We start from the raw sequence: 25,279 nt of genomic DNA, 5'->3' as shown, positions 1-25,279 counted from the left end.
ATGAACGACTCGCGCCCGCACGTGACCGTCCGCACCGACCCCGCCCGGAACGTCTACCTCGCGCTGCTCGACGACGGCACGGAGGCCGGCGGTGCCTACTTCCGGCGTCGCGACGGCGTCGTCACGTTCACCCACACGGAGGTCTCCCCGGAGCTCGAGGGCCAGGGCGTCGGCTCGGCGCTGGCCCGCGGCGCCCTGGACGACGTCCGCTCCCTCGGCGAGAAGATCGTCCCCCGGTGCCCGTTCGTCAAGGCGTACGTCGACCGGCACCCTGAGTACCAGGACCTGCTGGCCTGACGGCGGCCCGGGCCCGCCGTCAGAGCGCCTCGCCCACGACCTGCTTCGCCGCGGCCTGCACCTCGGCCAGATGGTCGGCGGAGACGAACGACTCGGCGTAGATCTTGTATACGTCCTCCGTGCCCGAGGGGCGCGCCGCGAACCAGGCGTCCGCCGTCGTCACCTTCAGCCCGCCGATCTTCGCGCCGTTGCCGGGCGCCTCGGTGAGCTTCGCGGTGATCTCGGAGCCCGCGAGCGTCGTCGAGGTGACCTGGTCCGGGGAGAGCGCCGCCAGGCGGCCCTTCTCCTCGCGCGACGCCGGAGCGTCGACGCGGGCGTACCAGGACTCGCCGTGCTCGGCCACCAGCTCGGCGTGGTGCTGCGACGGGGACCGCCCGGTCGTGGCGATGATCTCCGCGCCCAGCAGCGCGAGCAGCAGGCCGTCCTTGTCGGTCGACCACACGCGACCGTCGCGGCGCAGGAACGAGGCGCCGGCCGACTCCTCGCCACCGAACCCGATGTCGCCGGTCAGCAGCCCGGGAACGAACCACTTGAAGCCGACGGGCACCTCCGTGAGCTCGCGGCCCAGGCCCGCGGCCACCCGGTCGATCAGCGCCGAGGAGACGAGCGTCTTGCCGATGGCGGCACCGGCCGGCCAGTCGGGCCGCGCGCCGCCGAACAGGTACTGGATGGCCACGGCCAGGTAGTGGTTAGGGTTCATCAGGCCGGCGTCCGGGGTGACGATGCCGTGGCGGTCGGCGTCCGCGTCGTTGCCCGTCGCGATGTCGTACGGGGCCGCAGCCCCGCCGTCGGGCGCCATGGTGGCGACGAGCGACGCCATGGCGTGCGGGGAGGAGCAGTCCATGCGGATCTTGCCGTCCCAGTCCAGGGTCATGAAGGCCCAGCGGGGGTCGACCTGCGGGTTCACGACCGTGAGGTCGAGCCCGTAGCGCTCGCCGATCGCGCCCCAGTACTCCACGGACGCCCCGCCGAGCGGGTCGGCGCCGATGCGCACGCCCGACTCGCGGATCGCGTCCAGGTCGAGCATGTTCGCGAGGTCGTCGACGTACGTCGAGAGGTAGTCGTGCTTGTGCGTCGTGGCGGCGGCCAGCGCCGTGTCCAGCGAGACGCGGTGGATGCGCGCGAGACCGCCGGCCCGGAGCAGCTCGTTCGCGCGGTCGGCGATCCAGCTCGTCGCGTCGGAGTCCGCGGGCCCGCCGTGGGGCGGGTTGTACTTGAACCCGCCGTCCCGCGGCGGGTTGTGCGACGGCGTGACGACGATCCCGTCCGCGGCGCCCGGGCCCGCGGTGCGCAGCCCTTCGTCCGACGCCGCCCCGTTGTGGATGAGGATCGACTGCGAGACCGCGGGCGTCGGGGTGTACGAGTCGCGGGCGTCGATCATGACGGTCACGCCCGCGCCGGCGAGCACCTCGAGCGCGGTCTGCCAGGCGGGCCGCGACAGGGCGTGGGTGTCGCGGCCGAGGAACAGCGGGCCGTCCGTGCCCTGGGCCGCCCGGTACTCCACGATCGCCTGCGTGACGGCGGCGATGTGCGCCTCGTTGAAGGCGCCGTCCAGGCTGGAGCCGCGGTGGCCCGAGGTGCCGAAGACGACCTGCTGGGCAGGGTCTTCCACGTCGGGCTTGCGGTCGTAGTACGCGCCGACCACCTGGTCGACGTCGATGAGGTCCTGATCCTGGGCGGTCTGCCCTGCGCGCTCGTGCATGCCTCGATACTGCCAGCCGTGACGAGGTGTGTCTCCCCCCTCGGCCAGCCCGGCGGATCAGCGTTCTGCCTGGCCGCGCGCCCGCTCGCGGTCGAGGTGCTCCCGGAACCAGCCCAGCGCGTGGTGCACGGAGGCGATGCCGTAGCCGAGCGTCGCGCGCTGGTGGGTGGCGACGTCCTCGAGCCCGGCGGGGATCTCGACGCCGTCGAGCTGTGCGTCGAGCCCGCGGAACTGCGCGAGCTCCGCCTCGAGCCTCCGCACGATGCCCTCCAGCACGGGCACACGGTCCTGCGAGGGCAGCAGCCCGAGGAAGAAGAGCCGCGAGAGGGCGGCGGTCTCCAGGTCCGGGCCGGTGACCTCCCCGGTCATCCACGCCTCGAACTCCCGGCGTCCCGCCTCGGTGACGCGGTAGACCTTGCGCCCGCGGGCGCCGGCGTCCACGCTCGCCACCTCGATCGCCCCGCGCGCCAGCAGGCCGTCGAGGGCGCGCTTGATGCTCCCGGAGCTGGCGCTATAGAAGAGCGAGACGCCGGCCTCGAAGCTCTTGACGAGGTCGTAGAGGCTCTGCGGCGCGATCAGCAGCAGTCCGAGGATCACGTGGGCCATGCGCGCCACTCTAGGAGTTCCGGCGCGGAGGACCGACCGGAGAGCGGGCGGCAGGTAAAGTCGGACGATGAGCCTCGCCTCCCGTCTGCTGCGCGTCCGCCCCTTGGTCCGCGCGCCGATCGGGCTGTACCGCGCCCGGCTCGGCTTCCTCCTGGGTGATCGGATGCTGCTGATGCAGCACCGGGGTCGGGTCAGTGGCGAGGCCCGGTCGGTGGTCCTGGAGGTGACGGACCGTCCCGCGCCGGACCGGATCGTCGTCGTCTCCGGGATGGGGCCCCGGGCGCAGTGGTACCGCAACGTGCTGGTGGAGCCGCGCGTGCTGGTGTCGGTCGGGGCGCGCCGCGAGGTCCGCGCCCTGGCACACGTGCTGTCCCCGGACGAGGCCGCCCGCACCCTCGACGCCTACGCGCGCGACCACCCCCGCGCGTGGACGGCGCTGGGTCCGGTCCTGACCGAGTGGGCCCAGCCGCTGGCCGCGGCGAAGGGCGAGGAGCATTGGGAGCGCCTCGTGCCGGTGGTCGAGCTACGGCTGCTCGACTGAGGCGGCGCGTCCGGCGTCCTCCGTCTCGTCGATCGGCCGCCGCAGGGCACGGGCCGCACCGACCAGCACCGCCAGGGTGCCCACCACGACGAGCAGCCCGACGGCGGTGCCCGCCCCGAGTGCGATCGCCACGTACCCGGCGAGCGCGGCCAGGGCCGCCACCGCGGCGTAGGGGAGCTGGGTGAGCACGTGCGTGATGACGTCGGACCCGGCGCCGGTGGAGGACAGGATCGTGGTGTCCGAGATCGGCGACGAGTGGTCGCCGAGGACCGCGCCGGCGAGGACGGCACCGAGGGCCGGCAGGAGCAGGTCGGTGTCGCCGATGGTGTTCATGATGCCGCCGACCAGCGGCAGCAGGAGCGCGAACGACCCCCACGACGTCCCGGTGGAGAACGCCATGGCGGCGGCGAGCACGAAGATCACCGGTACGAGCCAGGAGCTGGAGATGTCGGCGCCCTCGACCAGCCCGCCGAGGTAGGCGCCGGTGCCGAGCTGGTCGATGAGCCCCGTGAGCATCCACGCCAGCACGAGGATGCTCACCGCCGGCCACATCGCCCGGAAGCCCTCGACCCACCCGCGGCCGAAGTGCTTGCCGGAGAACCGCGGGTTCGGCGCGGTGTACCGCAGGTAGTAGTAGACGGCCGCGACGAGCCCGAGCACCCCGCCCACCATGAGTGACGCGCTGGTGTCCGTCTCGGCGAGGATGTCGACGACGGACCAGGAGCCGGCCGCCGTGTACCCCGTCCACACGATGCTGGCGAAGACGCCGAGCACCAGCAGGATGAACGGGACGACGAGAGCCCGGCGGGCACCGGGCTCGTGCACGGGGAGGTCTTCCGAGAGCTGACCGGGCACCGTGGCGTCGTCGGCGAAGGTGCGGCCGTCGACCACGGCGCGCTCCTCCTCCCGGCGCATCGGGCCGACGTCGAGGCGCAGGACGATCGTCAGCCACACGAGGAGGACGGCGGCGATCCCGTAGTAGTTGGCGGCCGCGGCGCCGAGGAACGCCTGGACGCTGGACAGGCTCAGGGCGGACGCCGCGATGATCGGCGCGAGCAGCCCCATGATGTAGGCGCCCCAGCTCGAGAACGGGGCGAGGACGGCGACCGGTGCGGACGTCGAGTCGATGATGTAGGCGAGCTTCGCGCGCGAGACGCGGTGGCGGTCCGTGACCGGCCTCGAGACCTGCCCGACGGCGAGTGCGTTGAAGTAGTCGTCGATGAAGATGACGATCCCCATCACGGCGGGCAGGACCTGCGCCCCGCGGCGGTCCCGGATCCGCTCCACGGCCCAGTCGGCGAACGCCTTGGTGCCGCCCGACATCATGATGAACGCCGCGATGACACCCAGCATCAGCGTGAACGCGAGGATGTAGACGTACCACGTGTTCACGGCGCCGTCGGTCCAGAAGATCGCCGCGAACGAGTCCCAGAGCAGGCGCAGGGTCTCGAGCGGGGCCAGGTTCGCCACGAGGAGCGCCGCCGCCAGGATCCCTGCCCCCAGGCTCACGAGGACCTTCTTGGTGATCACCACCAGGACGATGGCGATCACCGGCGGGAGCAGCGTCAGGACCGGGTGGTTCTCGAGCATGCGCGGGTGTCAGCCGGCGTCGAACCGACGTTCTCCCGCCTCGCTGGTCTCGCCGGGGTCCTCGACGGGAGGCTTGTCGGCGAACCGGGGGTCGGTCACCGTCGAGTCGCGCCTGACCAGCTCGAGGGCGAAGGCGCTCGGCGCGACGCGTGGGTCGCGCTCCGGTGCATAGGTGGTCATGACATCTCCTTTCGTCGTTGCCACCGTAGGCGTAGCGCACGTCGCGTGCACTTGCCGGTGCGCAGCGGAGGGAGCCGCCATATGATGATGCGCGCGAGCAACAGTTCGCGCCACGACCGGCTTGGAGACTGGCCATGAATCAGACCCGACGCAGGGCTGTCACACTGTTGCTCGCCGCGGTGACCACCGTGGGACTCGCGCTCACCGGAGCGGTCGCCGCAGCCCCCGCGCAGGCCGCGAACGCCGTCGCCGCCCCGCTGAAGAACAAGACCTACGTCCTGTCCTCCTACCACGGGCCGCGCTGCATGCCCGTACGGGGCTCCTCCACGTTCCACCTCGGTCAGGACTTCGGGGCGTCGTCGGGGACCGACGTGCGCGCCGTCGCCGCCGGCACCGTGTCGCGGGCCGGGACGGTCAGGGGCTTCGGCCAGTGGGTCGTGATCGACCACAAGGTGGGCGGGGTGAAGTTCTCCTCGCTGTACGCCCACGTGATCGACGGCGACGGTCGCGTCAAGAAGGGCCAGAAGGTCCGCAAGAGGCAGCACATCGCCGATGTCGGCTCCACCGGGACGTCGACGTCACCCCACCTGCACCTGGAGATCTGGCGCGGCGGCTACCCCAACGGCAAGGCCGTCGACCCCCTGAAGTTCCTGAAGAAGCGGGGGATCGACCTCACCCAGCGCTCGACGCGCAACTACGCGCGCACCGTGGCGACGTCGTGCAAGTACTTCACGGCGGCGAAGGTCAAGCTGCGCAAGGGCCCGGGGACCGGCTACGGAGTGCTGCGCACCCTGCAGCCCAACGTGGTCCTCAAGGCCAAGCCGGGCGACGGGTCCGGCGTCTGGCGCAAGGTCACGCGTTCCGGACGGACCGGCTGGATCCACCGCGACTACGTCTCGCCCGGCTACACCTCGCAGGGCACGCGCTACACGCTCACCTCCCTGAACATGCGCGCCAAGCCGTCGACGTCGTCGAAGGTCCGGCGCACCGTTCCCGCGGACGCTCGGGTCACGATGCTGCGAGGCATCAAGGGCAACTGGCAGCGCGTCCGCTACGGCAGCAAGAACGGGTGGTTGCACGCGCGGTACCTCTCGGACACCCGGGACGGCGCCCGGGTGGTGCCGAAGGCGTCGGGGAAGACGCACTCCTGGGTGGATGTCAAGAAGCTCCACCTGCGCAAGGGCGCCTCCACCTCGACGTCCAAGGTCAAGACGTTGCGCCGCGACCAGCGGGTCCGGCACCTCGGCAAGATGCAGAACGGCTGGATCAAGGTCAAGCACGGGAAGAAGCGAGGATACGTCGCCTCGCGGTACCTGACCTCGGACAAGCCGTAGCGCGGCTCAGCGGGCGGCGGCCGGGAGGTCCAGCCCGTTGAGCTGCGCGAGGGTCTCGGCGTACCGGCCGTCGAGCTCGGCCCGCCGCAGGGGCTGCACGGCGTCGACCAGGACCTCGTGCGCGTCCGGGTCGGCTGCCAGCAGAGCCATGACCTCGTCCGCGAACGCGTCGAGCGGCAACGCGGCGGGGTTGTCCGCCAGGTGCGGTGTCAGGGTGGTGGACACCGCCGGCGGGACGATCTCGACCACCTGCACGCCCACCGGCTCGAGCTGCAGCCGCACGCCCTCCGAGAGGCTGTGGATCGCGGCCTTGGTCGCGTTGTAGACGGGGGTCGCGATGAGCGGCACGTGCGCCAGGCCGGACGACACCGTGACGAACGTGGCGCCGTCGCGGCCCTGCAGGTGCTCGGTGAAGGCGGCCAGGAGCCGCAACGGGCCCAGGAGGTTGGTGGTGACGACCCGCTCGGCCGTGGCGAGGACGTCCGCCGACCGCCAGTCCTCGGTGAGCATGATGCCCGCCATCGCGACGACGGCGTCCAGGTCCGGGTGCTTCGCGAGGACCTCCCGCGAGGCGACCTCGACGCTCGCCGGGTCGGTCGTGTCGATCTGCACGGTGTCGATGCCGGGGTGGTCCGCAGCGATCGCGGCCAGCCGCTCGGTGCGGCGCCCACCCACGATCACGGTGCTGCCGGCCGCGTGCAGACGTTGCGCGAGAGCGAGGCCGATGCCGCTGGTCGCGCCGGGGATGAAGACGGTGCTGTTCGTGATGTCCATGGCTCCACGGTGCGCGCCACGGCACGACAGCGGGAGAGGACCCCTCGTCGGGGGACCGGCGATCCCTGGCTGGGCACTGGCGTGCCGGGGTGCCGCCGTCGGACCATGGTGGGCATGGACCGAGCCGCGCTAGCCGCCTTCCTCCGTCACCGCCGCGCGGCGGTGCAGCCCGCCGACGTCGGGCTCGCCCCCGGCGCCCGACGGCGCACTGCCGGCCTGCGCCGCGAGGAGGTCGCCGCGCTCGCCGCGATGTCCGTCGACTACTACACGCGGCTCGAGCAGCAGCGCGGCCCGCAGCCGAGCGAGCAGATGCTTGCCGCGATCGCCCGGGCGCTGCGCCTGACCGACGACGAGACTGATTACCTGTTCCGCACGGCGGGGCGCGGCACGCCCGACCGGATCGTGTGCCACCCGCACGTGGCACCGGCGCTGCGGCGGGTGTTCGACCGGCTCCACGACACGCCCGCCCTCATCCTGTCCTGCGTGGGCGAGGCGCTCACGGCCAACCCCCTGGCCGTCGCCCTGTTCGGCGACCACTCGCAGGCCGCCGGCTGGGCTCGCAGCGAGTACTACCGGTGGTTCACCGACCCGGCGAGCCGGGAGATCTACCCGGCCGCGGACCGTGCGCGGCACGGCCGGGCCGTCGTCGCGAACCTGCGGGCCGCCGTCGGGCTGCTCGGGCCCGGCTCGCCTGCCGGGGAGCTGGTGCGGGTCCTGCAGGACGCCAGCGAGGAGTTCGTCGAGATCTGGGAGCGGCACGAGGTCGCCCGGCGGTACGAGGACCACAAGACGCTCGTGCACCCGGAGGTCGGCCCGATCGAGCTCGACTGCCAGGTGCTGTTCACGCAGGACCAGACGCAGGCGCTGCTCGTCCTCACCGCCGCGCCGCGCTCCGTCGACGCGGAGAAGCTCGCGCTGCTGTCCGTCGTCGGGCAGCAGCAGCTGACTCAGTCGAGGTAGTCCTCGACCAGCCGTGCCGCGATGCCCGTGTACGCGGCGGGGGTGAGCTCGGCGAGCCGCGCCGCGACGTCGTCGGGCAGGCCGAGCGTGCCGACGAACTCGCGCATGCGGGTGGCGTCGACGCGCTGGCCGCGGGTGAGCTCCTTGAGGCGCTCGTACGGGTTCTCCATGCCCTCGACCCCCGCCACGGACGCGGCGCGCATCGCCGACTGGACCGGCTCGCCGAGGACCTCCCAGTTGTGGTCGAGGTCGTCGGCCATGAGGTCGGCGTTGACGGCGAGGGCCTTCAGCCCGCGGCGCACGTTGTCGATGGCGAGCAGCGAGTGCCCGAACGCAGGGCCGATGTTGCGCTGCGTGGTGGAGTCCGTGAGGTCGCGCTGCAGACGGCTGGTGACGAGCGTGGCTGAGAGCGTGTCCAGCAGCGAGCAGGAGATCTCGAGGTTGGCCTCGGCGTTCTCGAACCGGATCGGGTTCACCTTGTGCGGCATCGTCGAGGAGCCGGTGGCGCCCGCGACGGGGATCTGCGTGAAGAACCCGAGCGAGATGTACGTCCACACGTCGGTCGCGAGGTTGTGCAGGATCCGGTTGAACCGCGCCATGTCGGCGTAGACCTCGGCCTGCCAGTCGTGCGACTCGATCTGCGTGGTCAGCGGGTTCCAGGTCAGGCCCAGGTGCTCGACGAACCCCCGCGAGACGGCCGGCCAGTCGGCATCCGGTACCGCGACGGTGTGCGCGCCGTACGTGCCGGTCGCGCCGTTGAGCTTGCCGAGGAACTCCGCCCCCGTGACGCGGCGGAGCTGACGGCGGAGCCGGTGGGTGAGCACGGCGAGCTCCTTGCCCATCGTCGTCGGCGTGGCCGGCTGGCCGTGGGTACGGCTCAGCATCGGCACGTCGGCGTGCTCACGCGCCATCTCGGCGAGCTGGTCGGCCAGGCCCTCGGCCGCCGGCAGCCACACGTCGACGACGGCGCCGCGCACCATCAGCGCGTAGCTGAGGTTGTTGACGTCCTCGGACGTGCACGCGAAGTGCACCAGCTCGCTCGCGGCCGGCAGGTTCGTGTCGCCGAGCTCGTCGGGCGCCGTGGCGATGCGGCGCTTGATGAAGTACTCGACGGCCTTGACGTCGTGCACCGTCTCGCGCTCGATCTCGGCGAGCTCGGCGATCTCGTCCGCGCCGAACGTCGCCGGGATCCGGCGCAGGTACGCGATCTCCGCGTCGGTCAGGGTGGGAGCGCCGGGCACCACCGCGCCCGGTGCCTCCGTCGTGCCGTCGCCCGCCGTGCCGTTGCCCGCCGTGCCGTTGCACAGCGTGATCAGCCACTCGACCTCGACGTGGATGCGCGCCCGGTTCAGCGCGGCCTCGCTCAGGTGGTCCACGAGCGGCGCCACCGCACCCCGGTAGCGGCCGTCGAGCGGCCCCAGCGCGATCGGCGGGGTGACGTCGGCGAGGTCGACACGGGTGGGCTGGTCAGGCTGCGGCGCGGTGGAGGTCACGCCCTGCATTCTCCCACGCGGCCCGGCGGCCCGGCCCGCAGGTCTCACGGGCCGAGCCGCCGTCGTCGGGCACCGGTCGTGGTGCGAGCGCTCCGTCGAGGGAGGTCGTCCACAGGCTGCCACCGTCCACAGGCGACCGGGTCGGCCGGGGCGGTCGGCACCCGAGCGCCCTAGCGTCCGGGCCATGCTCATGCCGACCTCCGACGTCGCCGTGGCCGCCACCCGGCTCCGCGACGCCCACGCCGCGCTCGACGACTCCGCTGCCCTGCTGCGCCGCGCCGCCGTCCTCGCCTGGGACTCCTCCGCCGGCGAGGACTGCCGGGCCGCGATCAGCGACCTGCTCACGATCCTCGCCACCGACTCCGGCGCGGTCGAGCAGGCCGTCCGGGTCACCGCGGCCCTGGAGACGTCGTGAGCCGGGACCCGCGCGAGACGCTCGTCGTCGTCGGCGGGCGACCCGTCGCGCACGTCGACGCCACCGACATCCGCACGGCGGCGCTCCGGCTCGCGGACGCCGCCGACGACCTGCGCGTCGCCACGGCCGCCTGCGCCGCCGCCCGGACCGCCCTCGACCGCGACCTGTGGAGCCCCGCACCCCTCGGGGAGACGGACCCCGGTCGCCCCGGCCGGGTCCGCTGGGCACGGGCGCTCGCCGACGACGCCGCCGTCGCGCTCGCGGCCCGCGCCGACACCTGCGCGAGCCTGCAGCACCGGCTCCTGGTCGCCGCGGGCCTCTACGAGCACGCCGAGTCCGCCGCGGAGAAGCTCGTCGGAGCCGTCGTGGCGGTGGGCTCGGGGGCCGTCGCGGGGGTGGTCACCGGACGGGTCACCGACCCGCTGCTCGGCCTGCCGGCGCGCTGGGGCGGACGGATCGGGATCGGCATGGCCGCCGTGCTGGCGCCCGACCCGGACGGGCCGCAGGAACCTGCCGCCACCGTTCCCGTCGACGTCGAACCGTCCGGTGGTGGAGGGATCGGCGGGTGGATCCTGCGAGGTGCGGCACCGTACGCCGACGAGGCGATCCTGGGCGGCGGCGTCGGGGTCGCTGCCGGGGCACCGCTCGCGGCCCGCGGCGACTTCTCCGTGACCGGTGGCGCGCGGGTGCTCTCCGGCGCCGTGCACAGCGTCCTGCCCCGCGTCGACGTCACGGTGGAGCCGCTGGACCCCGCACGGTTCACGGGCGGCCCGCCCGCCTGGCAGGGGTCGTGCGCCGGCAGCGTGGCCGAGGCGCTGGCCCGCACCGCGGACCTGTACTCGCACGGCAGCAGCATCCCGGGGCGGCCCGCGCCGGGGCCGCCGCCGGGCACGGTCGGGGTGGAGCGGGTCGAGCACGCCGACGGCACGGTGAGCTGGACCGTGCTGATCCCCGGGACGCAGGAGGTGCTGTCCACCCGGAACCCGTTCGACGGCGCCACCGACCTCGACCTCATGGCGGGCGAGACGGCCGACGTGATGGTCGCCGTCGAGCAGGCGCTCGCGGACGCGGGTGCCTCCCGGGACGAGCCGGTGGTGCTCGTGGGCCACTCGCTCGGCGGGATCGCCGCGACGGCGCTGGCCGCGTCGCCGTCGTTCCGGCAGAAGCACCGCGTCGGCGGCGTCGTGACGGCCGGGGCGCCGACGGCGACCTTCCGCACGCCCCCCGGGGTTCCGGCGCTGCACGTCGAGAACACCGAGGAGCTGGTCTCACCGCTCGACGGACGGTCGGGTGCGGAGAACCCGGCGACCCCCGATCGGGTGACGGTGAGTCGTGACCTGTCAGCCTCCGACGACCCGCACGACCGCGCGGCGTCCGGCAACGTCGGGAAGGCGCACTCCGTGCCCACGCACCTGCGCACGCTGGCGCACGCGCAGGCCGTGGGCAACGTCCAGGTGGCCGGTGTGGTCCGGCCGATCGAGGAGCTGTTGGACGGCGACCGGTCCGAGACGACGTTCTACACGGTCCGGCGTGGGCAGCCCGGGCAGTGACCTGTCCCGGTGGCGCGGTCGCCCCGTCGGGCCCGACCCGTCAGTCCCGCTTGCCGGGGACGACCCAGCCGATGACGGTCTGCAGCACCGCGAGGATCAGCGCGATCCACAGGTACCACCAGAAGCCGCCGGAGATGTCGAGACCCCAGTCCCCGATCTGGTCCGTGAGCCACACCGTGATCCACAGCATCAGCGCGTTGATCAGCAGGTAGAACAGGCCGAGGGTGAGGATCAGGAGCGGCAGCGAGATGAGGGACACGATCGGCTTCACGATCATGCTGACCAAGGAGAAGATCGTCGCCACGCCCACGATGACGAGGATGCGCCCGAGCGCGTCGTCGCCGCCGTAGATCTCGAGGTTGTCGAAGATCAGGTCGCAGATCCACAGCGCGAGCGAGGTCACGACGATCCGTGCGATGAGGTTCATGACGGCATCGTGGCACGGGCGGGCGTCCACGGGAACAACCGCGGTGCCATGATCGGCGCATGGCCTCGATCATGATGACCGCCATGCCGTTCGCCGGGCACGCCCGGCCGATCCGCTGACGCCCGGGCCCGGGCCGTCGGGAGTCCTCGGACCGGGGCCGTGGCGGACCGATGAGATCCTGGGGCCGTGCCGAACATGCCGAACCCGAACACGTCCGTCCCGTTGCGCGCCGCCGTCGCGGCCCTGCCCGCCTACGTCCCCGGCGCGCGCCCGAGCGGACGGGCGTACAAGCTCTCGTCCAACGAGAACCCGTACCCGCCGCTGCCGTCGGTGCTCGCCGCGATCCAGACGGCGGCGGCCGAGGTCAACCGCTACCCCGACATGTACGCCACGGAGCTCGTCGAGACCATCGCGGGCTACGTGGGCGTCGGCGCGGACCAGGTGGTCGTGGGCAACGGGTCCGTCGCGGTGCTGCAGCACGTCCTCGAGGCGGTCGTCGAGCCGGGTGACGAGGTCGTCTTCCCGTGGCGCTCCTTCGAGGCCTACCCGATCATCACGGCCGTCGCCGGCGGCACGGCGGTGACGGTGCCGGTCAGCGCCGCCGGCCGCCTGGACCTGCCGGCGATGGCGGCCGCCGTCACCGAGCGCACCCGCGCCGTCCTGGTGTGCACGCCCAACAACCCGACCGGTCCGGTGGTGCACGCCGACGAGCTCGAGACGTTCCTCGCGTCCGTGCGGCGCGACGTGCTCGTCGTCGTCGACGAGGCGTACCTCGAGTTCGTGCGCGACCCCGAGTCCCCGGACGGGCTCGACGTGCTGCGCCGCCACCCGAACGTCGTCGTGCTGCGCACGCTGTCCAAGGCGTACGGGCTCGCCGGCCTGCGCGTCGGGTACGCGCTGGCGGAGCCGCACCTCGCCGCGGGCATCCGCGCCACCTCCACGCCGTTCGGCGTCAACCACCTCGCCCAGCGGGCCGGGATCGCCGCGCTGCAGGCTCCGGCCCTGGCCGAGATGACCGACCACGTCGAGGCGCTGGTCGCCGAGCGCACCCGGGTGTGGGACGCGCTGCGCGAGCAGGGCTGGGACGTGCCGGCCACGCACGCGAACTTCGTGTGGCTCGGCACGGGGGAGCGGACGGCGGAGCTGGCGGCGCAGGCCGCGGTGGCGGGCGTCCTCGTGCGGCCGTTCGCCGGTGACGGGATGCGCGTCAGCATCGGTGAGGTCGCGGCGAACGACGCGTTCCTGGCGCTGGCCGCGGACTGGGTCCGGTGAGGGGCCACCGACGGACCGCGTCCGCGGCTGCTCCTGTCGTGACCGCCCTGGTCGCCACCCTGGGTCTCGGGGCGTGCTCGGCGGGCGGCACCGAACCCGCCGACGTGACCGGCGTCCCGGAGTCCTGGCTCGAGGACACGGCCGACGGCTGGGCCGATTCCGACGGGTACGGGCAGGCGATGCCGCACCTGGGGCGCGGCGGGTGTCTCCTCGGCGACGAGCCCCCCGAGATGCTCGGCGTGCAGGGCGGGTACACCGACGTCGGCTGGGGACCCTACGGGGACGACCCGGCCGCGCCGGACTCCTACCGGTACCTGTGCGGTCTGTGGTCCCCGGACCGGTACGCCGGGGAGCTCCAGGTCATCAAGGTGGCCGACGCGGCTGCCGGCAGCCTCCTCGTGGACGAGTTCGACGCGCAGACCAGCACGGCGGTGCAGGAGAACGAGGTCACCACCGTGACGTCCGGGCGGCTCGAGGTCAGCGTGCTGCGCCGGTGGATCCCGTCGAACCCGCAGGGCGCCTACCGCGTCCTGTACCTCGACGAGGACGCGCTGGCCGCCGTGGTGCTCGAGATCAACTCCCTCGACGAGTCGGACTTCGCGGCGTTCAGCGACCAGGACGCGGCGGACGCGCTGGTGGCCGCCATGGCCGCCGCCGGCTGAACCGTCAGCGCGGCAGGTTGCGCAGGTTCGAGCGAGCCATCGACATGACCTCGCCCATGCCGCCGCCCAGGATCTCCTTGGTCATGGCGGTCGCGAACCCGCGGATCTGCCCGGACGTGATCGACGGCGGGATGGACAGCGCGTTCGGGTCGGTCATGACCTCCACCAGCGCCGGTCCGGGAGCATCCAGGCGCTCGGCGAACACCTTGCGCAGGTCCTTCGGCTTCTCGACGCGCTGCGACGGGATGCCGACGGCGGTCCCGATCGCCGCGTAGTTCACCTCGGGCGAGTCGGTGCCGTGCGACGGCAGCCCTTCCACGAGCATCTCCAGCTTCACCATGCCCAGCGAGGCGTTGTTGAACACCACGATCTTCACGGGCAGGTCGTAGGCGCGGACGGTGATCAGCTCGCCGAGCAGCATGGACAGCCCGCCGTCGCCGGCGAGGGCCACCACCTGCCGGTCCGGCTGGGCCATCGACGCCCCGATGGCGTGCGGCAGGGCGTTGGCCATCGAGCCGTGCAGGAACGAGCCGATGACGCGCCGTCGGCCGTTGGGCGTGAGGTAGCGCGCCGCCCAGACGTTGTTCATCCCCGTGTCGACGGTGAACACGGCGTCGTCCGCCGCCGTCTCGTCGAGCTGGACCGCAGCGTACTCCGGGTGGATCGGCGTGTGCTTCTCCACCTTGCGCGTGTAGGCGCCGACCACCTTGGTCATGTTCTCGGCGTGCTTGTCGACCATCCGGCGCAGGAACTTGCGGTTCGTCTTGCGCTGCACGAGCGGGTTGAGCAGACGCAGCGTCTCGCCCACGTCGCCGTGCACGGGCAGGTCGAGGCGGGTGCGCCGACCCAGGTGGGAGGCGTCGATGTCGATCTGCGCCGTCGGGACGTCGTCCGGCAGGAACGAGTCGTAGGGGAAGTCCGTGCCGATCAGCACCAGGAGGTCGGCCCCGTGGATCGCCTGGTGGCAGGAGCCGTAGCCGAGCAGGCCGGACATGCCGACGTCGTGGGGGTTGTCGTACTGGATGATCTCCTTGCCGCGCAGCGAGTGGCCCACGGGTGCGGCGACGAGGTCGGCGAGCTCGAGCACCTCGTCCCGCGCACCTCGGGCACCGGCTCCGACGAACAGGGTGACCTTCTGGGCGTCGTCGATCGCCCGCGCCAGCGCCGCCACGTCCGTGCCGTTGGGCACGACGCGCGCCGGGCAGGCGCCGGGGATGAGGATCGGCGCGTCGTCGTCGGCCACCTCCTCGTCCGCGACGTCGCCGGGCAGGGTGAGGACCGCGACGCCCGGCTCGGCGAGCGCGTGCTGGATCGCGGAGCGGGTGACGCGCGGCAGCTGCGCCGACGTCGAGATCATCTCCGAGAAGACGGAGGCCTCGGTGAAGAGGCGGTCGGGGTGCGTCTCCTGGAAGAACTGCGTCCCGACCTCGGAGCTCGGGATGTGCGAGGCGATGGCCAGGACGGGGAGCTTGGAGCGGTTCGCGTCGTACAGCCCGTTGATGAGGTGCAGGTTCCCCGGGCCGCACGACCCGGCGCACACGGCGAGCTTGCCGGTCACCTCGGCCTCGGCGGCGGCGGCGAAGGCTGCCGCCTCCTCGTGGCGCACGTGCACCCAGGAGATGCCTTCGGTGCGGCGCACGGCATCCACGATCGGGTTGAGCGAGTCCCCGACGATGCCGTAGATGCGTTCGACGCCCGCGGCGACGAGCTGGTCGACGAGGTGTTCGGCGACGGTGCGAGCCATGACGGTGACCTCCGGGGAGCGGGTGACGGCTTCCTGCGATGCTGCCCCAGCCGGGCCGTGCCCGCGCGGGGGAGCGCGGTGGCGTCGGTCACCGCTGCGGGGCGGCCGCCCCGAGCCTACGGTCGATGGATGGACGAGGCGATGCTCCACGAGCTCCTGGCGATCGACGACCGCCTCGCACGCGGTGCGGGCCCCGACTACGCGGAGGTGCTGCACGACGACGCTCTCGTCGTCGTGCCGGGTGCGGTCCTGGACAAGGCGGGCTGCGTCGCCGCGATGGACGCCTCGCCCGGCTGGGACGAGGCCGACCTGGACGACGCCCGGCTGGTGCGCGGCGGCGACACCGCGACGATCGTCTACCGGTTCACCGGGCGCCGCGGCGAGGACACCTACGTCGCGACCCTGGCCAGCACGTACGTGCGCGCCGACGGGTGGCGGCTGCTGCTGCACCAGCACACGCCGGACTGACCGGCCCGCGCGGGCCGGCACGTCAGCCGCGCCGTCAGCCGCGCAGCGCGTCCGGGATCGGCGTCTCGCCGCTGCGGAAGCGGACGAACGCGCCCACGGTCAACGGCTCGCGCAGCGTGTCGGCCGCCACCTGGGCGACGTCGGCGCGCGGGACGGCCGACTCCTCGCCGCGTTCGAGAGCCGTACCGTCGGCGACCCGCTCGATCCGGCCGGTGGCGGCGTCGTCGGTGAGGCTGCCCGGCCCGAGGATCGTCCAGTCCAGCGAGGTGCCCCGCAGGTGGTCGTCGGCGGCGAGCTTGGCGTCCGCGTAGGGGTAGAAGCTCGAGTCCTCGGGGATCCCGTGGTCGGGCACGGAGCCGATCCAGGACACCATGACGTACCGGCGGACCCCGGCGAGCGCCGCGGCGTCCATGGAGCGGATCGCGGCGTCCCGGTCGACGGCGTAGGTGCGGTCGGGATTGCCGCCGCCTGCCCCGGCGGACCAGACGACGGCGTCGGCACCGTCGAGCGCCGTCGCGATCTGGTCGGTGCTCGACGTCTCGACGTCGAGGAGCAGCGCCTCGGCGCCGAGGTCGGTCACGACGTCGAGCTGCTCGGGCTTGCGGACCACGCCGACGACGTCGTGCCCGCTCTTCGTGAGCAGCGGGAGCAGGTGTCGCGCGACCTTGCCGAGCGCACCGACGACCACGATCTTCATGACGACCTCCAAGGATCTTCGGGGGAGCTGGGGCGGATGCCTCCCACCGTGTCCTACGTCGGCGCCCGACGCCAGCGAGGAGGTCAGGACCGTTCGCGCCGGGCCTGGACCGCGCGGGCCTGCACCGCCCACGCGTCCGCCACGGGGCCGAGGTGGGCGAGCTTGTCGGGGTTCATCACGCCGCGGACGGTCTGGATGTGACCGTCGAGCACGTCGACCGCCAGGACGGCGAGAAGCTCGTGGTCCGTGGTGGAGATGACGATGCCCGGCTGGTGGTTGACCTCGTGCTGCTCGATCACGAGGTCGCCCGCCGACAGCAGGTCGGCGAAGGCCACGAACGCCCGGAGCACCTTCTCCCGGCCGGCGACCGGACGGGGGAACGCGGGGGCCTTGCCGCCGCCGTCGCCGGTCACCTGGACGTCGGCCGCCAACAGCTCGGTCAGGCCGTCCACGTCCCCCGCGCGGAAGGCCTCGACGAACCGGGCGGTGAGCTCCTCGCGCTCGCGCCGGTCGGCGTCGAACCGGGGCCGGCCCTCGGCCATGTGCCGGCGCGCCCGCACCGCGAGCTGCCGGCACGCCGACTCGGAGCGGTCGACGGCCTCGGCGATCTCGGCGAAGTCGAACGCGAAGACCTCCCGGAGCACGAAGACCGCCCGTTCGAGCGGGCTGAGCCGTTCGAGCAGGAGCAGCGCCGCCATGGACACCGAGTCGGCGAGCTCGGCGGAGCGCTCCGGGTCCTCGTACGGGTCGTCCAGCAGCGGCTCGGGGAACCAGGTGCCCGTGTACTCCTCGCGGCGCACCCGCGCCGAGCGGAGCACGTCGATCGAGATCCGGGTGACGACGGCGGACAGGAACGACTTGACCGACGTCGGCTCCGCCGTCGTGCCCTCGTAGCGCAACCAGGTCTCCTGGACGGCGTCCTCGGCCTCGGTCACGCTGCCCAGGATCCGGTAGGCGATCGCGAACAGCAGCGGCCGCAGCGCGGTGAACTCCTCGGTGCGGGACATCTTCTCAGCCTGCCACCGGCGCCTGGACGGGGCTCGGCGCACGGCCGGACCCGGGCCAGCGGATCGCTCCCGGCGCGCGGCGGGCGATGCCGATGGCCGCGACCACGCCGCGCACCTGGAACTTCTTCAGCGCGACGGCGGTGCGGCCGGTCAGCGCGCGGTCGCCCGCGACATCGTCACGGTCGGTGAGCTGCAGCACGGCGGCGTGGCTGCCGATGCTCACGCAGCGCCCCTGGAACCCGAGGTCCAGCGGCGCGGGGCCGCCGTCGGCGGTGCCGCGGGCCTCGGCGGAGAGCACGTCGGCGGCGTGCGCCCCCGAGGGGAACGCGAGCTGGCAGGACATGGAGTACCGCCCGCCGTGCGGAGCCACCGTGTGCCCGGCGTCGCCCACCGCCATGATCTGCGGGTGGGACACCGACTGCAGGGCGGCGTCGGTGCGGGCGGCGCCGTCCGGGTCGACGGCGAGCCCGGACTCGCGGGCGAGGGGCGGCGCGGCGAAGCCGCCGCACCAGACGGTCAGGTCGGACGGGACCTCGGCGCCGTCGTCCAGCAGGAGCAGGCCGGGCTCGACGGCCCGGACGCGGGCGCCCCCGACCGACTCGACGCCGAGGCCCTCCAGGCTGGTGCGCACGTGGGCGGCCGCCCGGGGGTTGAACCAGCCGCCGACCTCTCCGGAGGTGACGAGGCGGGTCTTGACGTCCGGCCGGGTCGCGGCCAGCTCGCCGACGGTCTCCAGGCCGGTGAACCCGCCGCCGACGACGGCGACGTCCGCCCCGGCGGGCAGGCTCGCGACGGCGTGCCGCAGCCGTTCGGCCGCCGCCAGGTCCGCGACGCCGTGCGTGTGCTCGCCGCCCGGGACGGGCACCGGCTCGGTGGTGCTGCCGGTGGCGAGGACGGCGCGGTCGAACAGCAGCTGTCGCACGCCGTCCGGCCCGTGGACGGTGGCCCGGCCGCCGTCCGGGTCGAGCGAGGTGACGTAGCCCTCGACGAACGTGACGTCCGGGCCGAGCATCCGGCGGATGCTCGGGGCGGGGACCTGCTGCCCGGCGGCCAGCTGGTGCAGGCGCAGGCGGTTGACGAACGTCGGCCGCGGGTTGACGACGGTGACGGCCACCCGGCCGCGGGAGTGTCCCGCGAGCCGGACCGCTGCCATGCCGCCGGCGAACCCGGCGCCGACGATCAGGACGTGGGTGGTGGGTGTGCTGTGTGTCGTGTGTGTGCTCATACCCACGGGACGAGCCAGCGCGCGCGGGTGTGACACGCACCCTCAGGTGGCGTCCTGGCCGGCCGCGCGGGCGGCGTCCGAGGGGCTGTCGCCCTCCAGGTAGCGGGCGCCCGGGCCGAGCGTCGCCGCACGGTCGCCGGGGTTCTGCAGCACGCAGCGCTCCAGGGAGAGGCAGCCGCAGCCGATGCACGAGTCGAGGTCGTCGCGCAGCCGCTCGATGGCGGCGATGCGGGCGTCCAGCAGGGGGCGCCACGAGCGGGAGAGCCGGGTCCAGTCGTCGGCGGTGGGCGTGCGCCCCTCGGGCAGCGTCGCGAGCGCGTCGCCGATCTCCTCGAGCGTGAGCCCGACCCGGGACGCGGTACGGATGAACGCCACCCGCCGCAGCGTGGTGCGTTCGTAGCGGCGCTGGTTGCCCGTGGTGCGCTCCGAGGAGATGAGCCCGAGCGTCTCGTAGTAGCGCAGGCCCGACGGCGCCACGCCGCTGCGGCGGGCGACCTCGCCGATGGTCAGGTATCGCTCGATCGCCACGGTCCTCCGGGGGGTCGGGTCTTGACCTCAAGCGAGGTTTAACTTACACGATCGGAGCATGACCGACATCGACACCGTCCCACCGTCCGTCGTGGAGCTCGTCGCCCGCATGACCGGTGACGAGAAGCACGACCCGAGCGTGAACTCCACCCTCGACGTCCTCTGGGTCCTGTACGACCAGGTGCTGCGGGTGTTTCCCGACGCACCCGACCATCCCGACCGTGACCGGTTCCTGCTCTCCAAGGGGCACGGTCCGGCCTCCACCTACGCCGTGCTCGCCGCCAAGGGGTTCTTCCCGGTCGGGTGGCTCGACGACGTCGCCTCCTGGCACTCGCGCCTCGGACATCACCCCGACCGGACGCTCGTGCCCGGCATCGAGATCGGCAGCGGGTCGCTCGGGCACGGCCTGCCGATCGCCGTCGGCATGGCGCTCGGGCTGCGGGACCGGTCGCGGGCACGCGTCGTCGTGCTCGTCGGCGACGCCGAGCTGGACGAGGGCAGCAACGCCGAGGCGATCGCCGTCGCGGGCCGGTTCGGCCTCGACAACCTCACCTGCGTCGTCGTCGACAACCACAGCGACAACCTCGGCTGGCCCGGCGGGATCGCCGCCCGCTTCGCGCTCGAAGGCTGGCAGGTGGCCGACGTCGCCGCGCACGACCACGCGGCGCTCGCGGGCGCGCTGCGGACCGTCGCACCGGACCGGCCTACCGCCGTGGTCGTGGACACCACGCTTCACGCCGGGGTGCGCGGCCAGGAGGTGGCGGCATGAGCGCGGCAGAGATGCGGACCCGGTTCTACGCCGAGCTCGACCCGGTGCTCGCCGCGAACCCGAACGCCGTCCTCGTGCTGGCCGTGATCGGGGCGGGCTACGTCAGCGAGACCATCGCGCGGCGGCCCGGCCAGGTGGTCGACGTCGGGATCCGTGAGCAGGCCATGATGGGTGTGGCGGGCGGGCTCGCGCTGACCGGGCGCCGGCCGATCGTCCACACGTTCGCACCGTTCCTCGTGGAGCGGGCGTACGAGCAGATCAAGCTGGACCTCGGCCACCAGGACGTCGGGGCGCTGCTGGTGAGCGCCGGCGCGTCGTACGACGTCAGCGCCGGCGGACGCACGCACCAGGCGCCAGGCGACGTCGCCCTGGTCTCCGCGCTGCCGGGGTGGACGGTGCACGTGCCCGGCCACGGCGACGAGGTCGCGGAGCTTCTGCGCCGCGAGGCCGCCGGTGCCGGCCGCGTGTACGTGCGGCTCTCGGGGCAGCACAACGCGCGGCCGCAGCCGGTCGACGGGCGCGTGCACCTGGTGCGGGACGTCTCGGGAGGCGTCGCGGGTGGCGCACCGCTGGTCCTCGCCGTCGGGCCGATGCTCGACGTCGTCCTCGAGGCGACGCGCGACCTGCCCGTGCGCGTGGCCCACACCAACACGCCCCACCCGCTGGACACCGACGGCCTGCGCGAGCTGACGGGGCCGACCCCGGCGCTGGCCGTCGTGGAGCCGTACCTGGCGGGAACCAGCGCGGCCGGGGTCGCGGCGGCGCTGGCCGACCGGCCTGCCCGGGTGCTGCACGTCGGCGTGCCTCGCGACGCCGAGCTGCGCCGCTACGGCACGCCGCGCGACCATGCCGCCGCGCACGGCCTCGACGCGGCGGGCGTGCGACGGCAGGTCGAGGGGCTCCTGGGCTGAGTGGCACCGTCCCGGTCACGGGCTGCCAGAATCAGCCGGATGACGAGCCTCGAGGTGTCCGCGGCCTATGCCGGGCGCGCGACGGAGTACATCGATCGCCTGGGATCCGTCGACGCGATGGCCGAGCCGGACCGGAGCCGCATCGCGCGCTGGGCCGGCGGCCTCACCGGGCCGGTCGTCGACGCCGGGTGCGGCCCGGGCCACTGGACCGACTTCCTGGCGCGGCACGGCTGTGACGCCGAGGGGGTCGACATCACCCGCCCGTTCCTGGAGCACGCGCGTTCCCGGTACCCCGCCCTCAGCTTCCGCGAGGCTCCGCTGGAGGCGCTCGGCGTCCCCGACGAAGGACTGGGCGGAGTGCTGGCCTGGTACTCGGTGATCCACACTCGCCCCGAGCGCCTGGACGCGGTCCTGCGCGAGCTCGCGCGTGCCCTCGAGCCCGACGGCAGCCTCCTGCAGGGGTTCTTCGCGGGGCCGCGGGTCGAATCCTTCGAGCACGCCGTGACGACCGCCTGGACCTGGCCCGTCGAGGAGATGGGGACGCGGCTCGAGAAGGCGGGGTTCGAGGTCGAGGAGGTCGAGCAGCGCACCGCCGACGGTCACCGCCCGCACGCGGCCGTCGTCGCGCGCCGGGTCTGAAGAGGTCGTGGCCTACTGGCGCAGCAGCATCCGGGCGTACTCGTCGAGGACGGTGAGTATCCCTGGGTGCTGCCAGACGCGGTTGCGGCGCAGGCCGGTGCGCTCGATCAGGACTCCGGCGTCGGCGAGCTGCGTCAAGGCATTGTGGGCGCTCTGGTTCCCCAGGGCCAGGTGCGTGGTGAGGAACCGTGCGTTGACCACCGGATGGGAGACGAGCTGAGGCAGCACCTTCCACGCCGCGGCTTGCGGGCGGAGTCCCTGGAGCCGCTCCCGGGACGACTCGACCTGCGCGGCGAGATCATCGACGAGCCGTGCCCCCGACGTCGCCGCGAACCGGGCTGCCTCGGCGAACCGCTCGACGATCGGTCGCGCGTCGCCGTCCCGGTAGGCCGTCAGAGCGTCGGAGTACCGGTCGGTCTGCGTCAGCAGCCCGGCGGACACGGGGGCGATCGTCTCTGCCATGACGCCCTTCGCTCGGAGGATCGAATGGACCATCGCGCGCCCGGTCCGCCCGTTGCCGTCGGTGAACGGGTGGATGGTCTCGAACTGGGCGTGGGCGACGGCGGCCTGGACAAGGACCGGCAGGTCCTCACGGGCGACGAAGCGCACGAGGTCCTCCATGGCTGGCGCGACGAGCGGAGCCTGCGGTGCGACGTGGGAGGCGCCGCGAGGGCTGAGTGCGCTCGTGCCGATCCACACCAGCTGTTCGCGCCATCGTCCGGCGTGGTCCTCCCAGCCTCGCTGGCCGGACAGCAACGCCTGGTGCATCGCGAGGATCGCGCTGGTGTCGAACCGCGCGGCGAGGTCGAGCGCGGTCTCCATCGCCCGCACGTTGGCCACGACCGTCCGGGCGTTCTCGGAGGACGACTGGTCGAGCTCGGCGAGAGCGAGCTGCCGGGCACCGACGGTGAGGTTCTCGATCTGGGACGACGAGGTCGACTCGGTGCGCAGCAGGATCGAGCTCATCGGACCGAGCGACGGGCTCGCCGCCCCGAGGCTCACAGCGGCGTACGTGTCGAACCGGCTGAGCGACGTTGCCGCTTCTTCAGCGTCCGCGGTCAGGTCCGCCGGGATCGACGGGACCCACGTGCTGATGGAGGGCGGGATCGACGACCGGTACGGCCCGGAGGCAGCGGCCATCGCCGACCGGCTCGCCATCCCGTGGGACTCGGCGACCCAGTAGTCGTCCGTGTAGGTCTGGGGTGGAACCTGGAGCACCTTCCCATCTTAATCCATGTTTGGTCGAAACCTGGATCAAGAAGGTGGTGCTGGTCCAAGTTCGGTGCGGATCGTGCGCAGCGCGGCGCGCAGCTCCGTGCCAGACGGTGGGGCGTAACCGAGGACGACGCCGTTCAGCTCCAGGCCGGACCCGGGCGCCGCGTAGTCCTGGAGGTCGGCGACCAGCACCCCCCGGTCCGCCAGGCGGGCGACCAGGTCCGCCGTCGGCGTGTCCTCGAGCTCGAGAACCGCGTGCAGGCCGCCGTCCAGCGCGCGGACCCGCACGCCGGGCACACCCTCGAACGTCTCGGCCACCATCCGGCGCTTGGTCCGGTAGTCGCGGCGGCAGCGGGCCACGTGACGGCGCAGCGCCCCGGTGGACATGAGGTGGGCCAGCGCGTGCTGGGTCACGCTCGCCACCGTGGCGCCCCGGCCCGAGCGTGCGGCGCGGATCCCCGCCCCGGCCGGGGCGCCGCCGTCGGGCACGGTGTTGCCCGCCGGGAGGACGAGGTAGCCGCAGCGCAGCCGGGGGTCGAGCACCTTGGAGAACGAGCCGACGTGCACGACCACGCCGGAACCGTCGAGCGCGGCGAGGGCCGGCAGCGGGGAGCCGCGGTGGCGGAACTCGGAGTCGTAGTCGTCCTCGAGGACCAGGACGTCCTCGGCGGCGGCCCACGCCAGCAGCTCGTGCCGCGCGGCCACCGGCATCGCCCCGCCCAGCGGGTACTGGTGGCTCGGCGTGACCAGCACGGCGTCGAGGCGCTCGCCGGCGTGGGCGGCGCGCAGGGCGTCGAGGTCGATGCCGGAGTCGGCGACCGGCACGGGCACGACGGCGCCTCCCGCCGAGGCGACGGCCCGGCGGCCCGCGCGGTAGCCGGGGTTCTCCACGGCGACCCGCGGTGCCGCCGTCCGGCGCGCCAGCGACTCGGTCACCAGCGAGATCGCCTCGGTCGTGCCGGCGGTCACGACGACGCGTCCGTCGTCCGGCGCGAACCCCCGGCTCAGCGCGAGATGGTTCGCGACCTGCGTCCGCAGCACGGGCTCACCGGCCGGGTCCGGGTACGCGGCGACCAGGGGCTGGGCGGCGGCCTGACGCCAGGCCGCGCGCCAGTCCCGTGCCGAGACCGCCGCGACGGCGGGGACGCCGGGCGTCAGGTCGACGAGGGCGGCGGGCGGCACGGTCCGGACGGTCGGGACGGGAGCGGTGGCCGCTCCCGGCCGCAGCCCTGCCGCGCCGGCGGGCGGCGCGGCGGTGGAGAGCGCGCCGAGGGTCGCCGCGACCCGTGGCACCGCGCCGTGCCGTAGCACCACGTACCCCTCGCCGTCGAGCTGTTCGTAGGCGGCGGTGACGGTGCCGCGGGCCAGGCCGAGCTCGCCGGCGAGCGCGCGGGTGGAGGGCAGCGGGTCGCCCTCGGTCAGCCGGCCGTCGTGGACCATGCCGCGGACCAGGTCGACGACGCGCGCCACCTTGGTGGGTTGCTGGTTGGCGTCCAAGTGGTCCATCCGTTCTGGCGGAGAGTGGACTACAGCGTAGTCCAGCGGGCTCCGTACCGTCGGCGACGTGAGCATCGAGACCGCACCCGGCTGCCCGAGCATGGCCGTGGGCCGCAAGCCCGACCGCCAGACCGACGACCCCGCCGTGCTCGACGGCATCCTCGCCGACGGGTTCCTCGCCCACGTCGCGATGCTCCGCGACGGGTACCCGGTCGTCCTGCCGTACCTGTACGGCGTCGGCGACCTGGGCGACGGGCTCGGTCGCAGGCTCCTGCTCCACGGCTCCACCGGGGCCGGGCTGTTCCTCGACGCCGGCCCCGACGGCGTGCCCGTCTCGGTGGGGATCTCCCACCTGGACGGGCTCGTCTACGCCCGGTCGCTGAACGACAGCTCGGCCAACTACCGGTCCGCGATGGTCGCCGGCCGCGCCACCGTGGTCCCGCGCGACCTGCGGGTCGAGGCGCTGTGGCAGATCGGCGACCACCTGATGCCCGGCCGCCGGGCCGAGGTGCGGGAGATGACGGCCAAGGAGGTCGCCGCCACGCAGGTGCTCCAGGTGCCGCTCGACCGCGTGAGCGTCAAGACCCGCACCGGCGGCGTGGGCGAGGACCCGGACGACGGCGAGGACCACGGCGTGTGGGCCGGCGTGCTGCCGTTGTCGGTGGCGGCGGGGGTCCCGGAACCCAGCCCGCTGTCCGCGGGAACGCCCGTGCCGCCGTCGGTCAGCGCGCTGGCGCCGCGGCTCTGACGATCTACGGGCCGAGCAGTGCCGCCGG

Annotated in this window: 27 protein-coding genes; 13 read left to right on the top strand and 14 right to left on the bottom strand. The window is 73.5% G+C overall.

Annotated features, from left to right (window positions below):
* Complete coding sequence (locus tag ACH5HR_RS06030) at positions 1–297, top strand: GNAT family N-acetyltransferase (protein ID WP_402373237.1); 297 nt, start codon at positions 1–3, stop codon at positions 295–297.
* A gap of 19 nt (positions 298–316) precedes the next feature.
* Here ACH5HR_RS06030 and pgm read toward each other — a convergent pair whose 3' ends face one another.
* Positions 317–1,999, bottom strand: a complete 1,683-nt coding sequence (gene pgm, locus ACH5HR_RS06025) for a phosphoglucomutase (alpha-D-glucose-1,6-bisphosphate-dependent) (protein WP_402373239.1) — start codon at positions 1,997–1,999, stop codon at positions 317–319.
* 57 nt (positions 2,000–2,056) lie between these two features.
* Positions 2,057–2,605, bottom strand: a complete 549-nt coding sequence (locus tag ACH5HR_RS06020; protein ID WP_416476766.1) for a PadR family transcriptional regulator — start codon at positions 2,603–2,605, stop codon at positions 2,057–2,059.
* A 67-nt stretch (positions 2,606–2,672) separates the two neighbouring features.
* On the opposite strand from ACH5HR_RS06020, the gene ACH5HR_RS06015 reads away from it, so the two are divergent.
* Complete coding sequence (locus tag ACH5HR_RS06015; protein ID WP_402373245.1) at positions 2,673–3,146, top strand: nitroreductase family deazaflavin-dependent oxidoreductase; 474 nt, start codon at positions 2,673–2,675, stop codon at positions 3,144–3,146.
* Here ACH5HR_RS06015 and ACH5HR_RS06010 read toward each other — a convergent pair.
* Positions 3,129–4,736, bottom strand: coding sequence for a Na+/H+ antiporter NhaC family protein (locus tag ACH5HR_RS06010; protein WP_416476765.1), 1,608 nt, complete (start codon positions 4,734–4,736; stop codon positions 3,129–3,131). The genes ACH5HR_RS06015 and ACH5HR_RS06010 overlap by 18 nt on opposite strands.
* Positions 4,737–4,745: 9 nt before the next feature.
* A complete protein-coding gene (locus tag ACH5HR_RS06005) occupies positions 4,746–4,916 on the bottom strand; it encodes a hypothetical protein (protein WP_416476763.1) in 171 nt (56 codons plus the stop codon).
* A 179-nt stretch (positions 4,917–5,095) separates the two neighbouring features.
* Here ACH5HR_RS06005 and ACH5HR_RS06000 point away from each other — a divergent pair, with 179 nt between their 5' ends.
* Positions 5,096–6,250 (top strand): SH3 domain-containing M23 family metallopeptidase, encoded by a 1,155-nt coding sequence (locus ACH5HR_RS06000; RefSeq protein WP_402373254.1) that lies wholly within the window; start codon positions 5,096–5,098, stop codon positions 6,248–6,250.
* A 6-nt stretch (positions 6,251–6,256) separates the two neighbouring features.
* Here the strand turns inward: ACH5HR_RS06000 and ACH5HR_RS05995 are convergent, their stop codons facing one another.
* Positions 6,257–7,024: an SDR family oxidoreductase gene (locus tag ACH5HR_RS05995; protein ID WP_402373256.1), complete on the bottom strand. Its 768-nt coding sequence runs from the start codon at positions 7,022–7,024 to the stop codon at positions 6,257–6,259.
* A 114-nt stretch (positions 7,025–7,138) separates the two neighbouring features.
* Here ACH5HR_RS05995 and ACH5HR_RS05990 point away from each other — a divergent pair, with 114 nt between their 5' ends.
* Positions 7,139–7,984, top strand: coding sequence for a helix-turn-helix transcriptional regulator (locus ACH5HR_RS05990; protein ID WP_402373258.1), 846 nt, complete (start codon positions 7,139–7,141; stop codon positions 7,982–7,984).
* Here ACH5HR_RS05990 and purB read toward each other — a convergent pair.
* Positions 7,972–9,486, bottom strand: a complete 1,515-nt coding sequence (gene purB / locus ACH5HR_RS05985; RefSeq protein ID WP_416476761.1) for an adenylosuccinate lyase — start codon at positions 9,484–9,486, stop codon at positions 7,972–7,974. The two genes, ACH5HR_RS05990 and purB, sit on opposite strands and share 13 nt — an antisense overlap.
* A 175-nt stretch (positions 9,487–9,661) precedes the next feature.
* Between purB and ACH5HR_RS05980 the strand changes: the two genes are divergently transcribed.
* Together ACH5HR_RS05980 and ACH5HR_RS05975 are read left to right on the top strand one after the other, a co-directional pair.
* Positions 9,662–9,892 carry a hypothetical protein gene (locus tag ACH5HR_RS05980; protein WP_416476760.1) on the top strand — a complete coding sequence of 77 codons (231 nt, stop codon included), beginning with the start codon at positions 9,662–9,664 and terminating at the stop codon, positions 9,890–9,892.
* Complete coding sequence (locus ACH5HR_RS05975) at positions 9,889–11,442, top strand: hypothetical protein (RefSeq protein WP_416476758.1); 1,554 nt, start codon at positions 9,889–9,891, stop codon at positions 11,440–11,442. The genes ACH5HR_RS05980 and ACH5HR_RS05975 overlap by 4 nt, the downstream gene beginning before the upstream one ends.
* Positions 11,443–11,482: 40 nt before the next feature.
* Here the strand turns inward: ACH5HR_RS05975 and ACH5HR_RS05970 are convergent, their stop codons facing one another.
* Positions 11,483–11,869, bottom strand: coding sequence for a phage holin family protein (locus tag ACH5HR_RS05970; RefSeq protein ID WP_402373267.1), 387 nt, complete (start codon positions 11,867–11,869; stop codon positions 11,483–11,485).
* 195 nt (positions 11,870–12,064) lie between these two features.
* Here ACH5HR_RS05970 and hisC point away from each other — a divergent pair, with 195 nt between their 5' ends.
* A complete protein-coding gene (gene hisC, locus ACH5HR_RS05965) occupies positions 12,065–13,141 on the top strand; it encodes a histidinol-phosphate transaminase (RefSeq protein ID WP_416476911.1) in 1,077 nt (358 codons plus the stop codon).
* A 38-nt stretch (positions 13,142–13,179) separates the two neighbouring features.
* The gene (locus ACH5HR_RS05960) at positions 13,180–13,803 is read left to right on the top strand and encodes a hypothetical protein (protein ID WP_416476756.1); all 624 of its coding nucleotides are present in this window, start codon (positions 13,180–13,182) and stop codon (positions 13,801–13,803) included.
* Positions 13,804–13,807: 4 nt separating this feature from the next.
* Here ACH5HR_RS05960 and ACH5HR_RS05955 read toward each other — a convergent pair whose 3' ends face one another.
* Positions 13,808–15,547, bottom strand: a complete 1,740-nt coding sequence (locus tag ACH5HR_RS05955; protein ID WP_402373274.1) for a pyruvate dehydrogenase — start codon at positions 15,545–15,547, stop codon at positions 13,808–13,810.
* Positions 15,548–15,676: 129 nt separating this feature from the next.
* Between ACH5HR_RS05955 and ACH5HR_RS05950 the strand changes: the two genes are divergently transcribed.
* On the top strand, positions 15,677–16,015 hold the full coding sequence (locus ACH5HR_RS05950) for a nuclear transport factor 2 family protein (protein ID WP_416476754.1): 339 nt from the start codon (positions 15,677–15,679) through the stop codon (positions 16,013–16,015).
* Between the two features lie 34 nt (positions 16,016–16,049).
* Here ACH5HR_RS05950 and ACH5HR_RS05945 read toward each other — a convergent pair whose 3' ends face one another.
* The 4 genes from ACH5HR_RS05945 to soxR all read right to left on the bottom strand — a co-directional run bounded on the left by ACH5HR_RS05945 (position 16,050) and on the right by soxR (position 19,472).
* On the bottom strand, positions 16,050–16,712 hold the full coding sequence (locus ACH5HR_RS05945) for an SDR family oxidoreductase (protein ID WP_416476752.1): 663 nt from the start codon (positions 16,710–16,712) through the stop codon (positions 16,050–16,052).
* A gap of 83 nt (positions 16,713–16,795) precedes the next feature.
* Positions 16,796–17,719, bottom strand: coding sequence for an RNA polymerase sigma-70 factor (locus ACH5HR_RS05940; protein WP_416476750.1), 924 nt, complete (start codon positions 17,717–17,719; stop codon positions 16,796–16,798).
* A gap of 4 nt (positions 17,720–17,723) precedes the next feature.
* Entirely contained in the window at positions 17,724–18,944 is a 1,221-nt protein-coding gene (locus tag ACH5HR_RS05935; RefSeq protein ID WP_416476749.1) for an NAD(P)/FAD-dependent oxidoreductase, read from the bottom strand.
* 42 nt (positions 18,945–18,986) lie between these two features.
* On the bottom strand, positions 18,987–19,472 hold the full coding sequence (gene soxR, locus ACH5HR_RS05930) for a redox-sensitive transcriptional activator SoxR (protein ID WP_416476747.1): 486 nt from the start codon (positions 19,470–19,472) through the stop codon (positions 18,987–18,989).
* A 58-nt stretch (positions 19,473–19,530) separates the two neighbouring features.
* Here soxR and ACH5HR_RS05925 point away from each other — a divergent pair, with 58 nt between their 5' ends.
* From ACH5HR_RS05925 to ACH5HR_RS05915, 3 genes are read left to right on the top strand one after another with little or no spacing between them, the layout of a single operon-like run.
* Complete coding sequence (locus tag ACH5HR_RS05925; protein WP_402373288.1) at positions 19,531–20,241, top strand: thiamine pyrophosphate-binding protein; 711 nt, start codon at positions 19,531–19,533, stop codon at positions 20,239–20,241.
* Entirely contained in the window at positions 20,238–21,152 is a 915-nt protein-coding gene (locus ACH5HR_RS05920) for a transketolase family protein (protein ID WP_416476746.1), read from the top strand. The genes ACH5HR_RS05925 and ACH5HR_RS05920 overlap by 4 nt, the downstream gene beginning before the upstream one ends.
* Before the next feature lie 39 nt (positions 21,153–21,191).
* Positions 21,192–21,791: a class I SAM-dependent methyltransferase gene (locus ACH5HR_RS05915; RefSeq protein WP_402373294.1), complete on the top strand. Its 600-nt coding sequence runs from the start codon at positions 21,192–21,194 to the stop codon at positions 21,789–21,791.
* A 12-nt stretch (positions 21,792–21,803) separates the two neighbouring features.
* Here the strand turns inward: ACH5HR_RS05915 and ACH5HR_RS05910 are convergent, their stop codons facing one another.
* Both ACH5HR_RS05910 and pdxR read right to left on the bottom strand, forming a co-directional pair.
* Positions 21,804–23,009 carry a Fic family protein gene (locus ACH5HR_RS05910; protein ID WP_416476744.1) on the bottom strand — a complete coding sequence of 402 codons (1,206 nt, stop codon included), beginning with the start codon at positions 23,007–23,009 and terminating at the stop codon, positions 21,804–21,806.
* Between the two features lie 36 nt (positions 23,010–23,045).
* Positions 23,046–24,512, bottom strand: a complete 1,467-nt coding sequence (gene pdxR / locus ACH5HR_RS05905) for a MocR-like pyridoxine biosynthesis transcription factor PdxR (protein WP_416476743.1) — start codon at positions 24,510–24,512, stop codon at positions 23,046–23,048.
* Positions 24,513–24,570: 58 nt separating this feature from the next.
* On the opposite strand from pdxR, the gene ACH5HR_RS05900 reads away from it, so the two are divergent.
* On the top strand, positions 24,571–25,251 hold the full coding sequence (locus ACH5HR_RS05900) for a pyridoxamine 5'-phosphate oxidase family protein (protein WP_416476742.1): 681 nt from the start codon (positions 24,571–24,573) through the stop codon (positions 25,249–25,251).
* Positions 25,252–25,279 lie beyond the last annotated feature (28 nt).

Source organism: Isoptericola maris, from assembly GCF_048065335.1.
In the GTDB taxonomy this organism is placed as follows: Bacteria; Actinomycetota; Actinomycetes; order Actinomycetales; family Cellulomonadaceae; genus Isoptericola; species Isoptericola rhizosphaerae.
Note: the sequence above shows the minus strand (reverse complement) of the source record. Positions and strands in the feature narration are given on the sequence as shown.